This window comes from Ruegeria sp. BHSA191, from assembly GCF_059613325.1.
On sequence record NZ_JBXWSH010000002.1, the window covers coordinates 209,771 to 222,657 of the forward strand.

Consider the following 12,887-nt stretch of genomic DNA (forward strand, 5'->3'; position numbering starts at 1 on the left):
AACAATGACAGTCAAAGAGATTTTCGAGACCATGGAATACGGACCCGCCCCGGAAAGTGCCGCCGAGGCCCTGGCATGGCTGGTCGATCAGGGCGACAAGTTCGGCCATTTCATCGACGGCGCCTTCACTAAGCCGGGCCAAGGGTTTGAAAGCCGCAACCCGGCCGCGGGCGAGGTTCTGGCGACCCTAACCCAAGCCACCCAGGCCGATGTGGACGCCGCCGTGGCCGCCGCGCGAAAGGCGCAACCCAAATGGGAAAAGCTGGGCGGCCCGGCCCGCGCCCGCTACCTCTATGCCATCGCGCGGCTGATCCAGAAACACGCCCGCCTGTTCGCAGTGCTCGAGACGCTGGACAATGGCAAGCCGATCCGGGAATCGCGCGACATCGACATTCCGCTGGTACAGCGGCATTTCTACTATCACGCAGGCATGGCCCAGTTGATGGAAGCCGAGCTGCCCGACGCGCAGGCGCTGGGGGTCTGCGGCCAGATCATTCCGTGGAACTTCCCGCTGCTGATGCTGGCGTGGAAGGTGGCCCCGGCGCTGGCCATGGGCAACACGGTTGTTCTGAAGCCGGCCGAATACACCTCGCTGACGGCGCTGCTGTTTGCTGATATCTGCATGCAGGCCGGTCTGCCCAAGGGCGTGGTCAACATCGTCACCGGCGACGGCACGGTGGGCGAGATGATCGTGGCCTCGGACGTGGACAAGATCGCCTTTACCGGCTCGACCGAAGTGGGCCGCCGCATCCGCGAAGCCACCGCCGGGTCGGGCAAGTCCCTGACGCTCGAGCTGGGCGGCAAGTCGCCCTATATCGTCTTTGACGATGCCGACATCGATTCAGCCATCGAAGGTCTGGTCGATGCGATCTGGTTCAACCAGGGCCAGGTCTGTTGCGCGGGCTCGCGCCTGCTGGTGCAGGAGGGCATTGCCGACCGCTTCTACACCAAGCTGCGCGCCCGCATGGACAAGCTGCGCATCGGCAACCCGCTGGACAAATGCATCGACGTGGGCGCGGTGGTGGACCCGGTGCAGCTGCAGACTATCAAGTCGATGGTCGAGGGCAACGCGGTGGGCCAGGTTTACCAACCCGCCTGCGAGTTGCCGTCGAATGGCTGCTACTACCCGCCGACGCTGATCACCGGACTCGAGACCTCGGACCCGCTGATGCAAGAGGAGATATTCGGCCCGGTTCTGGTCTCGTCAACCTTCCGCACCCCGGCCGAGGCGGTCGAACTGGCCAACAACACCCGTTACGGGCTGGCCGCGACGGTCTGGACCGAGAACGTCAACCTTGCGCTGGACATCGCGCCCAAGCTGGTCGCGGGCGTGGTCTGGGTCAATGCCACCAACCTGTTCGACGCGGCCGCGGGCTTTGGCGGCGTGCGCGAAAGTGGCTTTGGCCGTGAAGGTGGTTGGGAAGGGCTGGCCGCCTATACCAAGCCCAAGGGCAAAACCAAGCCGCTGGCCAAGATCGAACCTATCGTGGGCGAAGGTGGCCCGGTCGATCCGATCGACCGCACCGCCAAACTGTATGTCGGCGGCAAGCAGGCGCGGCCCGATGGCGGCTATTCCCGCGCGATCTGGGGCAAGGCGGGCCTACTGGGCCATGTGGGTCTGGCCAACCGCAAAGACGTGCGCAACGCGGTCGAGGCCGCGGCGGGGGCGGCGGGCTGGTCGAAAACCACCGGCCATCTACGGGCACAGATCCTGTATTACATCGGCGAGAACCTCTCGGCCCGCGCCGAGGAGTTCGCGCATCGCATCGACGCGATGACCGGCCGCAAGGACGGTGCGAAAGAGGTCGACGCCGCAATCCAGCGCCTGTTCACCGCCGCCGCCTGGGCCGACAAATATGACGGCCAGGTGCATGGCGTTCCGATCCGCGGCGTGGCGATTGCGATGAAGGAACCGGTTGGCGTGATCGGCGCGCTTTGCGCTGACGAGGCGCCGCTGCTGGGTCTGGTCTCGGCCATGGCCCCGGCGATCGCGATGGGCAACCGGGTGGTTCTGGTGGCGTCCGAGCCCTATCCGCTGGCGGCCACCGATTTCTATCAGGTGCTGGACACCTCGGACGTGCCCGCCGGCGTGGTGAACATCCTGACCGGCAGCCACGAGGAACTGGCCAAACCGCTGGCCTCGCATCTGAACGTGGATGCGGTCTGGTCCTTCTCGTCGTCGAACCTGTCGGCACAGATCGAGAAAGCCTCGGCCGGGAACCTCAAGCGGACTTGGGTGAATAACGCGACGGCATTTGACTGGAGCGTGGACCACACCCGCCGCTTCCTGCAGGCTGCGACCGAGATCAAGAACATCTGGGTGCCCTACGGCGAGTAGGGCTCCCGCATCAGGGGGAGGCTCTGCATGGACTTCGCAGGAAAGACGGTCATCGTCATCGGTGGCACCAGCGGTATCAACCGGGGCATCGCCGAGGCCTTCGCGGCCTCGGGCGCGAAACTGGCCGTGGCCAGCCGCTCGCAGGAGAAGGTGGACGACACCATCGCCGCGCTGAAGACGGCGGGCGCGGCCGAGGCCATCGGCGCGGCCTTCGACGTGCGTGATGCCGAAGCGGTCGCCGAGGGGCTGAAACAGTTCCACGCGGCGCTCGGTGATTTCGACGTGCTGGTTTCGGGGGCGGCGGGCAACTTTCCCGCGCTGATGGCGGAAATGTCGGTCAACGCCTTCCGCACCGTGGTCGAGATCGACCTGATGGGCACCGTGCATGTGATGAAGGGGGCCTATCCCTATCTGAAACGGCCCGGCGGCAACATCATCAACATCTCGGCCCCGCAATCCTACCTGCCCTACGAGGGCCAGGCCCATGTCTGCGCGGCCAAGGCGGGGGTCGATCAGATCACCCGCACCCTGTCGATGGAATGGGGCGTGGAAGGCATCCGGGTGAACTCGGTGGTGCCGGGTTTCATCGAGGGCACCGAGGGCGCCAAGCGTCTCGCCCCCACACCCGACGCGGGCAAGCAGTTGCTTCAGGACGTGCCGCTGGGCCGCTGGGGCACGCCGCAGGACGTGGCCAATGCCTGCCTGTTTCTGGCCTCGGACATGGCCAGCTATATCAGCGGGACGGTTCTGGCCGTGGACGGGGCGCTGTATCAGCGCGGCTCGGGCCGGTTCGGCCAGATGATGGGGCAGATGCTGCGCGACATGGCCGGCAACAAGGGCTGAGCACCGCTCAGCCCCGCGCCTCAGTTCGTTGTCTCGAGCCCCTCGGGTTTGCCCACCACCACGAAATGCAGCCCGTCGGGGTCCAGCAGCTCGGCCGCGACGCGGTTCACCTCGTCCAGCGTCACCGCGTTCACCTTGTCGTTGCGGGTGGCGATGTAGTCGATCGGCAGGCCTTCCATCTGCATCCCCACCATGATCCCCGCGATCCGGGCATTGCCGTCGAAGCGCAGGGGATAGGCACCGGTCAGATAGGTCTTGGCGTCATCCAGCTCTTTCTGCGTCACGCCTTCGGTCGCGGCGCGGCGCCATTCGTCACGGATCACCGTGATCGCCTGCGCGATCCGATCATTGGCCGAGGACACCGACCCCAGATAGACCGAGGCCAGATCCTTGGGCACCAGATAGGTCCCAACGCCATAGGTCAGGCCGCGCTTCTCGCGCACTTCCTGCATCAGACGGCTTTCGAAACCGCCGCCGCCGAGGATGTGGTTCAGGATGTAGGCCGCGAAGAAATCCGGGTCGTCGCGGTCGATGCCCTTCTGGCCGAACAGCGCCACCGATTGCGGCGTGTCGAATTCGACCACCGTGACGCCGCCGGGGATGTTCACCTGCGCCTTTCCGGGGATCGGCTTGCCCGTCTCGGGCAGATCGGCCAGCAGATGGTCCAGCAGCGCGCCCAGTTCGTCGGGGGTGATGTCGCCCACGGCGCCCACATACAGCCGGTCCTTGGCAAAGACGCCCTTGTGGGCCGCCACGATGTCATCGCGGGTCAGGGCCGAAACGCTTTCGATCGTGCCCTTCCCGTCCGAGCCGTAAGGGTGATCGCCATAGGCCATCCGGGCAAAGGTCTGCCCCGCGATGGTGTTCGGGTCAGTCTGGTCGGACCGCAACCCCGACAGCACCTGCGCCCGCACCCGGTCGATCGCATCCTGATCGAACCGCGGCTGCTGGATCGTGGTGCGCAGCAAGTCCACCGCCTGATCGCGATTTTCGGTCAGGAACTGGGCCGAGATCGCCACGCTGTCATCCGACGCGTCATAGCCGAAGGACGCCGCCAGCGACTCCAGCGCCCGCGCGTAGCTGCGCGCATCCATGTCTCCCGCGCCTTCCTCCAGCAGGCCGCTCATCAGGTAGACCGCGCCGCGCTTTTCGGGATCGTCCAGCGAGGTGCCCCCGCGGAACCGCAGTTCCAGCGCGGTGAACGGGATCGAGTGATCCTCGACCAGCCAGGCCCGGATGCCACCAGGCGAGGTGACCTCTTGAATCTTGATTTCGGCCCAGGCGGGCAGCGCGAACAGCAGGGCAATCAGGGGGGCAAGGAAACGGATCATTGGGTTACCTCGTCATCACGCATCAGCCATCCGGTGACCGAAGCCTCGGGGCGCAGAACCTCGCGCGCGGCAGCGATGATGTCGTCGCCGGTGACGGCTTGCAGGATGTCGGGCCAGGCCTGCACGTCCTCGACTGTCAGACCGCTGGTCAGCGCCCGGCCATAGCGGTTGCCGATTCCGTCGACATTGTCGCGGGCATAGATCTGCGCGGCACGCAGTTGCAGCTTGATCCGGTCCAGATCCTCTTGCTTGACGCCCTCGGCGATGAAATCGGCCACCGCCTGATCCATCGCCTCTTCGGCCTGTTGCAGCGTCACACCCTGCGCAGGCACGACGATCAGGTCAAAGGTCGTGTCATCCAGCGACACCCCGCGATAGAACGCCCCGGCATAGACCGCCAATTGCTGCTCGAGCTGCAGCTTTTCGTTCAGGTAGGATGTGGTGCTACCGCCCAGCAGCTCGGCCAGCAAGTACAGCGCCGCGGCCTTCTCCTGCGCGCCAGCGTCGCGTTCGGGTGCAAGGTAGCTGCGTTGGACATAAGGCTGCGACACCCGCGCATCCTTGAAGGTGAGGCGCCGGGCGGCGGTCTGAGGCGGCTCCTGCGAGCGGACCCGCTCGGGCAGGTCGGGGTTGGCCGGGATCACGCCGTAATAAGTCTCGGCAAGGGTCCTGACCTCGGCCGGGTCCACATCGCCGGTCACCACCAGGATCGCGTTGTTGGGCGCGTAATAAGTCTGGTAGAAGGACAGCGCGTCCTCCATGTCCAGTTCTTCCATCTCGTGCTTCCAGCCGATCACCGGAACGCCGTAGCGGTGGTTGAGGTACTGCGCCGCGCTCATCTGTTCACCGAACAGGGCACGGGGGTTGTTCTCGGTGCGCTGGTTGCGCTCTTCCAGGATCACGTCGCGTTCGGTTGCGATGTCCTCCTGCGAGAGCCTCAGGTTGCGCATCCGGTCGGCCTCCATCTTCATCATCAGGCCCAGCCGATCGGCGGCCACGCGCTGGAAATAGGCCGTATAGTCATACGAGGTGAATGCATTGTCATTGCCGCCATTGGCCGCGACGGTGGCCGACAGCTCGCCGGGGGCCATGCTGTCGGTGCCCTTGAACAGAAGATGTTCCAGGAAATGCGCCACACCGGATGATCCCACCGGCTCGTCCGCCGATCCGGCCCGGTACCAGACCATGTGCTGCACGACCGGAGCGCGGTGATCCTCGATCACCACCACGTCCATACCGTTGTCCAGGGTAAAGGTGGTCACGGCCTCGTGCCCGGTTCCGGCCAGAACCGGGGCTGCGGCTGTCAGTGCGGCGCAAAACGCCAGGACCCGAACCATGGGGCATCCTCCGTCTGTGTCGTTGGTTTTCAAACTACGGTGGTGCCGGGCGGGATCAAGAGCGATGACGGAAAGTTAAGGATTATTCATCCGGCGGGAAGGACGGGGTTTCATATCCCTGTCGACGGAAAGCTTCGGCCTGCTGCCCGGCGTCGATCGACTCGCGCTTGTAGACCTGCGAGTAGCGGTCAACCTTGAACAGGCGCAGACGGGTCCAGCGCGCCTGGCGCGTACGGAAGGCCTCGTCCTCGGCAGCCAGCGCCTGCCGGGTGTCGGGCGCCACGCCATAGCGGCTGGAAGCCGCGACCAGCGCCGCATCCGACGACGGGATGCCGCCCGCGGGCTTCAGCGCCGCCGCATTGCCGCCCAGCGCGGCCACCGCGTCACCTTTGGGGTTGGGATCGGTCAGGTTCTCGCCGCCCGGTGTGGGGGCGGGCAGAAAGGCATAATCCTTGGGCTGGGTCAGCGGCTTGACCGGCATCACCGAAAACTCGTCAGGCCCCGAGCCGGGCGCTTCGAGATGGCGCAGGCCGATATCGGAACATCCCGCGGCAAGGGCGGCGAGTGTCAGGGCAATGGTTGCGCGCGGCATCCGCATCTTGGTCTCCAGCCTGTTTCACGCGCTTTTATCGCATAACATCCGGCGCGTCACGAGGGCTTTTTGCCATCCAGCAGTATCAGCCCCAGCGCGCCGGCAAAGATGAACACGTCGGCCAGGTTGAACACATAGGGGTTGTTGATGCCGCAGCAGGACATGTTCAGGAAATCCAGAACATACCCATACAGCACCCGGTCGACCACGTTGCCCAGCGCTCCGCCGATCAGCAAACCGCCGCAGATCACCATGCGGACGGGCTGCGCGCTACGCCACAGCCAGATCGCCACGCCCGCGCAGACGGCCAGCGACACGGCCACCAACGCCCAGCGCGCGGCTTCGGAATTGCCTTGAAACAGGCCGAAATTGATGCCGCGATTCTCGCCGTACCGAAAGGTCAGCAGCGGCGGCAGCACGTCGATACCGCCGGGCCGGTCGGCCACGCGCAACACGTGGACGACCAGATATTTGCTGAGCTGGTCGATCGCAAATGCGGCCAGCCCCGCCCAGAGCAGAACCCGGACCCGCATCAGTGACGGAAGTGCCGCATGCCGGTGAACACCATGGCTAGACCCGCCTCGTCGGCGGCGGCGATCACCTCGTCATCGCGCATCGACCCGCCCGGCTGGATCACGCAGGTTGCGCCTGCGGCAGCAGCCTCCATCAGCCCGTCGGGGAAGGGGAAGAACGCGTCCGAGGCTACGGCCGAGCCGATGGTCAGCGGTTCGGGCAGGCCCAGGGTTTCGGCCATGCGCTCGGCCTTCTTGGCAGCGATCAGCGCCGAATCCACCCGGCTCATCTGACCGGCGCCGACGCCCACCGTGGCCTCGTTCTTGACGTAGACGATGGCGTTCGACTTGACGTGCTTAGCCACTTTCCAGGCAAACAGCAGATCGCGCATCTGCTCGGGCGTGGGGGCCAGCTTGGTTACGACCTTCAGGTCATCCATCTCGACATGGCCGTTGTCCTTGTCCTGCACCAGCAGCCCGCCGGCCACCTGGCGGAAGGCCAGCCCGCCCGCGCGTGGGTCGGGCAGCGCCTCGGTGGTCAGCAGGCGCAGGTTCTTCTTGGCGGCAAAGATCGCTTTGGCCTCGTCGGTGGCGCCGGGGGCGATCACGACCTCGGTGAAGATGCCGGTGATTTCGCGCGCGGTTTCCGCGTCCAGCGGCCGGTTCAGCGCCACGATCCCGCCAAAGGCCGAGGTCCGGTCGCAGTCGAAAGCGGCCTTGTATGCCTCGAGCAACGTCGCGCCCTTGGCCACGCCGCAGGGGTTCGCGTGCTTGATGATGGCGCATGCGGCACTGTCGCGCGGGTCGAACTCGGCCACCAATTCAAAGGCGGCGTCGGTATCGTTGATGTTGTTGTAGCTCAGCTCTTTGCCCTGATGCTGCACGGCGGTGGCGACGCCGGAACGCCCCGAGCCATCGACATAGAACGCCGCCTGCTGGTGGCTGTTCTCGCCATAGCGCAGGGGCTGTTTCAGCTCACCGGCGAACACGCGGCGCTTGGGGGTGTCGATCTGCAGTGCGTCGGCCAGCCAGCTGGACACGGCCGCGTCATAGGCTCCGGTGCGGGCATAGGCCTTCTGCGCCAGCCACTGGCGGAAGCCCAGCGACGTCTTGCCGTAGTTTTCCTCAAGCTGATCCAGCAGGGCCGAGTAGTCTTCGACATCGACCACCACGTTGACGAACGCGTGGTTCTTGGCCGCGGCGCGGATCATCGCCGGGCCGCCGATGTCGATGTTTTCGATGCATTCGTCATAGCCCGCGCCCTTGGCCACCGTTTCCTCGAACGGGTAGAGGTTGACCACCAGTAGGTCGATCGGGCCGATGCCATGCTCCTGCATCGCCGCCACATGGGCGTCATTGTCGCGCAGCGCCATCAGGCCACCATGCACCATAGGGTGCAGCGTCTTGACCCGGCCATCCATCATCTCGGGGAAACCTGTAACGTCGCTGACATCCTTGACCGCAAGCCCCGCATCGCGCAGCGCCTTGGCGGTGCCGCCGGTCGACAGCAGCTCGACCCCGCGGTCGGCCAGGGCCTTGCCCAGTTCGATCAATCCGGTCTTGTCGGAAACGGAAAGCAACGCGCGGCGCACGGGGTGAAGGTCGGTCATGGGTCCAAAGGTCCTTTTGGCTCAGTCGAAATCGGGCTCGTCCCGGTGCACGTCGCGCACGGCATAGGCTGTATCCTGCGCCTTGCTCAGCGTCCACCGGATGCGCGTCGCATACTCGATTGCGCGGCCGGATAGAACGATCTGTTTTGTCGCGCGGGGCTTCAGACGGCCTTTTTCCAGATAAACGCTTGGCTCAAGAGACAATTTTCCGGCGCCGCCATGGCGAAAAACCCAGATCTCGCCGCTTTTGAGCGCCATCGAAACCGCAGACCCCCCCAGATCCAACGCGGCGTCCACGTCCGGATGCAGGTGAAACCGGATATCAAAACCGATCCCTGACAGCTTGGATGCGTCAACCGCCCGATCAAATTGGCGTTTTGCCTTGTCGGTGGCCGTCAGAAGGATGTCTTCACCGGTTACCTCCCGCCCGTCAAAGCGCAGCTCGATCGTACGGGCATGGGTAAGCCCGAACACCTTGGCGTACCCATCATGGCCCGCCATCACGCGCGCGCCTTCGAACGAATCTTCGAACTCCACCGGCACCTCGCTCGGGGCGTCCACCATTGCTTCGTTCGCGGTTCCCTTGGCCGGAGCAGCCAACCGGGCGCTGGAGTATCCATCCAGGCAAAGGGTCGAATGCGAAGGCGTGGCGCGCCCTGCCCGACGCCACTCCAACCCGAAGCTTTCGCCCGAACCGCAATTGACGATCAATGGCCGCCTCCCCGAGGTCAGTTCGAAAGCCAGTGTCGAGGCGTGCGCCATGTACGAGGCCGCCCCTTTGGCCGGGGGTGCTGCGTCGATGATCACCGTGGTGCGGGCGGCGGCCAGACGGGCATAGCCCATGGTCAGACCTTTGACGGGTTTGGGTTTGACCCCGCTTTGGGCAAGGGCCTGTTCCAACCGGCCTTCTACGCCGCGGCCACCGCCGTGAAACCGGGCCAGCCCGCCGTCGGCATGACGCAGGCTGCGCAGGGTCGGAGCAATCCGTTTGATTGCTGCCGTCTGAGCGGCGGGCGTGCCGCGCCCGACTTCGCTGAGCGCAGCGGATGTCCAGGCCAGCAGGGTAAAAACCTCAAGCAATTCCTCCGGATTCCGCGTGGGAATGCCGCCTTGGGCGTCGATCTGGGCCTCGCATTCCCGCGCCAGGGCCCGAACGGCCGGGTCCGAGATGTCTTCCATCCCCTCCAGCGCCAATCCTGCCTGAACCAAGCCTGCCAAAGCCTCGAAGCGCGGCAATCCCGGTGTCGCCGCGTGCCAGCGTTTGGACAGGAGCCATGTCTGCTGTGACAGAGACCGGAAAAACAGGCGGCTGTGGGCCTCGTCCATACCGCGCAGCAGAAACAGCGCGTGATTGATCCAGCGGATCAGGCGGCGTCCGGTCAGGTCCGGGGCCCAACCCGGACCCTGCCCCTTGCCGTGGGTCTCGATCCAACCCCAGACCCAGCGTTGCGCCTTTTCCCGCGCCGCGGCATCACCCACTGCTGCCAGATCGTCCAGCCAGGCAAATCCATGCCGTTCATCCTCGAACGCAGCGTTGGGGGCTTGAACCTCCCACAGGCCGGTATCGCGGGCCTCGACCAGAAAACCGGCAAACAAGAGATTTCCGGCCACCAGCTGCCGCCCGCGCGCAAATGAACCGACGGTGCGCGGCTCGGGCTGACCGGCAAAGCCGCTGACGGGCTTGCGGCGCTGGCTGAGACGCGCATACAGACGGTTCTGAAACCGCACCCATCGGTTGGCCATGGTGTCCGAATTCGACATGACGTGTGTTGCTCTGCCCCTGCCGCTCTGCTGGCGTTTGAACCAACGATAGCCGGGCCGGTTCGTCAAGTCATCGAAAAGCGACCGGTCAGGCCGATTTGTTCAGGCAGGCGATGTAGAACCCATCCATGCCGCCCAGATCGGGCCAATAATCGGGACGCAGGCGCAACCCGCCTTCATCGGTCAGCCAGTCGGGCTGAACGCCGGGCACCTGCAGCGCGGCGCGGTCCACCTGCATGTCGGGATATTGCGGCAGAGCCTCTTCGATCTGCACTTCGCCTTCGTCGGGCAGCAGCGAGCAGGTGCAATAAACCAGCCGCCCGCCGGGTTTCAGCAGGGTCCAGGCATGGGCCAGCATCCGGGCCTGCAATGCGATCAGGCCGCCGAATTCGGAGCCGTCCTTGGCAAAGGGCAGATCCGGGTGACGCCGGATGGTGCCGGTCGCCGAACAGGGCGCGTCCAGCAGGATCGCATCGTACTGGCCCTGATGGTCCAGCGCGTCGCCGGCGACCACCCGGGCCGACAGCCCGGTCCGTTCGAGATTTTCCCGCACCCGCGACAGCCGGGCCTCGGAAATGTCCAGCGCGGTGATCTCTGCCCCCGCCGCCGCCAGTTGCAGCGTCTTGCCGCCGGGCGCGGCGCACATGTCCAGAACCCGCTCGCCGGGCCGGGGGGCCAGAATCCGCGCCGGCAGGGCAGCGGCGGCATCCTGCACCCACCAGTCTCCGCTCGCATAACCCGGCAGGGCCGAGACCTGACCCGCGTCAGCAACCCGAACCGAGCCGGTCGGAAGTTCGATGCCCATGGGGATCGTTGCACCGGGTTTTGGCGAAAGATCCAGCGGCGCGCCGGCGAAATGGGCCTGCTCCATGCCCTTGACCGCATCCGCACCCCACGCCGCGATCAGCGGTTCGCGCAGCCAGTCCGGCAGGCGCGGCACCCGCATCTTCGGCCAGGCCTCGGGGCCTTCGGCCGCGATCTTGCGCAGAACCGCGTTGACCAGCCCCTTGAGCCGCCCGTGCTTGCGCGAGCGGCCGATGATCTCGACCATCGCGTTCACAACGCCATGCGCGGCCTCGCCTTGGCACAGTTCGACCGTTCCCAGACGCAGCGCGTTTTGGACGGTCAAAGCCGGTGTGCGCCGCAGATGCCCCTCCAGCAGGCGGTCGGCGCGTTCAAGTCCGCGCAAGGTCTCCAGCGTCAGCCGCTGCGCCCGCGCGCGGTCTTCGGGAGCAAGGCGATCCAGCGCCCCGGCCGCCAGGCATTCGGACAGCAAGCGCCCCTCGCCCAGGATCTGATCCAGCAGATAGATGACGCTGCGCCGCGCCTCTGTCGGGGTGTTGGACATGAAACCGCCTTTGCAAGGTTTTCGCCCGCATTGCCATCAGCGGACGAGGGCGTATATCAAGGCCATGCACGGAAAGGAACCCGATGTCATGAGCGACGACCGCACAGATCTGCCACCCGCCGCCCAGCGCGCCTTGGCCGAGGCCGAAGAGCGCCGGCGCAAGGCCGAAGCAGAGGCCAAACCCCTGCCCAAGGAACTTGGCGGGCGCGACGGCCCCGATCCCGCGCGCTATGGCGATTGGGAGAAGAAGGGCATCGCGATCGATTTCTGACCGCTCAGACTGCCGCGCGCAGGGCCTGCAGGAAATCGCCGATCAGGGCCTGCTGCTTTTTCGACTGCGCCCGGTCCCGCGGCCATGTCAGCCAGTATCCGTCGCGGGTTTCCAGGTCGAGACGCCCCAGCCGGATCAGGCGGCCCGAGGCCAGATCCACCGAGGCCAGGGCGACCGACCCCAGAACGACCCCCAGCCCCTGCCGCGCCGCGCTCAGGGCATGTTCCATCGAGTCAAAGCTCAGACCGGCGCGTGGCAGGTCTGTATCGCCTGTCTTCTGCATCCAGTCCTGCCAGCCGGGCCGTTCGCCGCGCAGGTCGATCACCGGCGCGCCCCAGTCGACGCCCGGTGCCGCCATCGGGGTCAGAATCTCGGGCGCGATCAGGTCCGCGGCGCGCCCCGGCCAGTTGCCACGCCCATAGCGGATCTGAAGCCAGGTCCGCTCGTCCTCCAGCGAGGACCGCCGGGCCACCGAATCCGTGGTGACCTGCACCTCGGGCCGCAGGGCGCGAAAGCCCCCCAGGCTGGGCAACACCAGCGCCTGGATATGCGAGGACAGCCCGGCCACCCGCAGCGCGCGCGGGGCGGTGCCGAACAGATCCTCGGTGTTGCGTTCCAACGCGCGCAGGCTGTCCTGCACCAGCGGCAGATAGCTTTCGCCCTCGACCGTCAGCGACACGCCGCGCGCCTCGCGCACGAACAGGGACCGGCCCAGCCAGGATTCCAGATTGGCGATGCGCTGGCTGACCGCCGCCTGAGTCAGGCCGAACTCGCGCGCCGCGGCCGAAAATCCGCCCAGCCGCCCGGCCGCCTCGAAGACGCGCAGCCAGTCCAGCGGGGGCAGGCCGACCTTTTTCTTGCTCATTAGATTTTCCAACCCTCAGAGGAAACAAGACTTAATTGTCGTAATGCCATATCGCGCGTATCTCCTCAATCAAAGCCTG

11 protein-coding genes are annotated in these 12,887 nt (G+C 65.8%); 3 read left to right on the forward strand and 8 right to left on the reverse strand.

All coding sequences use genetic code 11. From position 1 onward, the window contains the following. The first annotated feature begins 4 nt into the window (after positions 1 to 4). Positions 5 to 2,338: an aldehyde dehydrogenase family protein gene (locus AC2FNS_RS02940; RefSeq protein ID WP_496710824.1), complete on the forward strand. Its 2,334-nt coding sequence runs from the start codon at positions 5 to 7 to the stop codon at positions 2,336 to 2,338. Between the two features lie 27 nt (positions 2,339 to 2,365). Next, a complete protein-coding gene (locus AC2FNS_RS02945) occupies positions 2,366 to 3,181 on the forward strand; it encodes an SDR family oxidoreductase (RefSeq protein ID WP_496710825.1) in 816 nt (271 codons plus the stop codon). Positions 3,182 to 3,201: 20 nt separating this feature from the next. Here AC2FNS_RS02945 and AC2FNS_RS02950 read toward each other — a convergent pair whose 3' ends face one another. From AC2FNS_RS02950 to AC2FNS_RS02980, 7 genes are all read right to left on the reverse strand, one after another. After that, positions 3,202 to 4,512 carry a M16 family metallopeptidase gene (locus tag AC2FNS_RS02950; RefSeq protein WP_496680597.1) on the reverse strand — a complete coding sequence of 437 codons (1,311 nt, stop codon included), beginning with the start codon at positions 4,510 to 4,512 and terminating at the stop codon, positions 3,202 to 3,204. Further along, positions 4,509 to 5,849, reverse strand: coding sequence for a M16 family metallopeptidase (locus AC2FNS_RS02955; protein WP_496797640.1), 1,341 nt, complete (start codon positions 5,847 to 5,849; stop codon positions 4,509 to 4,511). The genes AC2FNS_RS02950 and AC2FNS_RS02955 overlap by 4 nt, the downstream gene beginning before the upstream one ends. Positions 5,850 to 5,931: 82 nt before the next feature. Further along, positions 5,932 to 6,447, reverse strand: a complete 516-nt coding sequence (locus tag AC2FNS_RS02960; RefSeq protein ID WP_496797641.1) for a DUF3035 domain-containing protein — start codon at positions 6,445 to 6,447, stop codon at positions 5,932 to 5,934. 50 nt (positions 6,448 to 6,497) lie between these two features. Further along, entirely contained in the window at positions 6,498 to 6,974 is a 477-nt protein-coding gene (lspA, locus tag AC2FNS_RS02965; protein WP_490360251.1) for a signal peptidase II, read from the reverse strand. After that, positions 6,974 to 8,563: a bifunctional phosphoribosylaminoimidazolecarboxamide formyltransferase/IMP cyclohydrolase gene (gene purH, locus AC2FNS_RS02970; protein WP_496797642.1), complete on the reverse strand. Its 1,590-nt coding sequence runs from the start codon at positions 8,561 to 8,563 to the stop codon at positions 6,974 to 6,976. The genes lspA and purH overlap by 1 nt, the downstream gene beginning before the upstream one ends. Before the next feature lie 21 nt (positions 8,564 to 8,584). After that, positions 8,585 to 10,324: a heparinase II/III family protein gene (locus tag AC2FNS_RS02975; protein ID WP_496710828.1), complete on the reverse strand. Its 1,740-nt coding sequence runs from the start codon at positions 10,322 to 10,324 to the stop codon at positions 8,585 to 8,587. Between the two features lie 88 nt (positions 10,325 to 10,412). Next, positions 10,413 to 11,672: an RsmB/NOP family class I SAM-dependent RNA methyltransferase gene (locus AC2FNS_RS02980; protein ID WP_496710829.1), complete on the reverse strand. Its 1,260-nt coding sequence runs from the start codon at positions 11,670 to 11,672 to the stop codon at positions 10,413 to 10,415. Between the two features lie 88 nt (positions 11,673 to 11,760). On the opposite strand from AC2FNS_RS02980, the gene AC2FNS_RS02985 reads away from it, so the two are divergent. Next, positions 11,761 to 11,943, forward strand: a complete 183-nt coding sequence (locus tag AC2FNS_RS02985; RefSeq protein WP_093964397.1) for a DUF1674 domain-containing protein — start codon at positions 11,761 to 11,763, stop codon at positions 11,941 to 11,943. A gap of 4 nt (positions 11,944 to 11,947) precedes the next feature. Here the strand turns inward: AC2FNS_RS02985 and AC2FNS_RS02990 are convergent, their stop codons facing one another. Next, entirely contained in the window at positions 11,948 to 12,808 is an 861-nt protein-coding gene (locus AC2FNS_RS02990; protein ID WP_496683321.1) for a LysR family transcriptional regulator, read from the reverse strand. Between the last annotated feature and the right edge of the window lie 79 nt (positions 12,809 to 12,887).

Coding starts and splice junctions, on each gene's coding strand:
- AC2FNS_RS02940 (WP_496710824.1), top strand. CDS start 5: ATGACAGTCAAAGAGATTTTCGAGACCATGGAATACGGACCCGCCCCG.
- AC2FNS_RS02945 (WP_496710825.1), top strand. CDS start 2,366: ATGGACTTCGCAGGAAAGACGGTCATCGTCATCGGTGGCACCAGCGGT.
- AC2FNS_RS02950 (WP_496680597.1), bottom strand. CDS start 4,512: ATGATCCGTTTCCTTGCCCCCCTGATTGCCCTGCTGTTCGCGCTGCCC.
- AC2FNS_RS02955 (WP_496797640.1), bottom strand. CDS start 5,849: ATGGTTCGGGTCCTGGCGTTTTGCGCCGCACTGACAGCCGCAGCCCCG.
- AC2FNS_RS02960 (WP_496797641.1), bottom strand. CDS start 6,447: ATGCGGATGCCGCGCGCAACCATTGCCCTGACACTCGCCGCCCTTGCC.
- lspA (WP_490360251.1), bottom strand. CDS start 6,974: ATGCGGGTCCGGGTTCTGCTCTGGGCGGGGCTGGCCGCATTTGCGATC.
- purH (WP_496797642.1), bottom strand. CDS start 8,563: ATGACCGACCTTCACCCCGTGCGCCGCGCGTTGCTTTCCGTTTCCGAC.
- AC2FNS_RS02975 (WP_496710828.1), bottom strand. CDS start 10,324: ATGTCGAATTCGGACACCATGGCCAACCGATGGGTGCGGTTTCAGAAC.
- AC2FNS_RS02980 (WP_496710829.1), bottom strand. CDS start 11,672: ATGTCCAACACCCCGACAGAGGCGCGGCGCAGCGTCATCTATCTGCTG.
- AC2FNS_RS02985 (WP_093964397.1), top strand. CDS start 11,761: ATGAGCGACGACCGCACAGATCTGCCACCCGCCGCCCAGCGCGCCTTG.
- AC2FNS_RS02990 (WP_496683321.1), bottom strand. CDS start 12,808: ATGAGCAAGAAAAAGGTCGGCCTGCCCCCGCTGGACTGGCTGCGCGTC.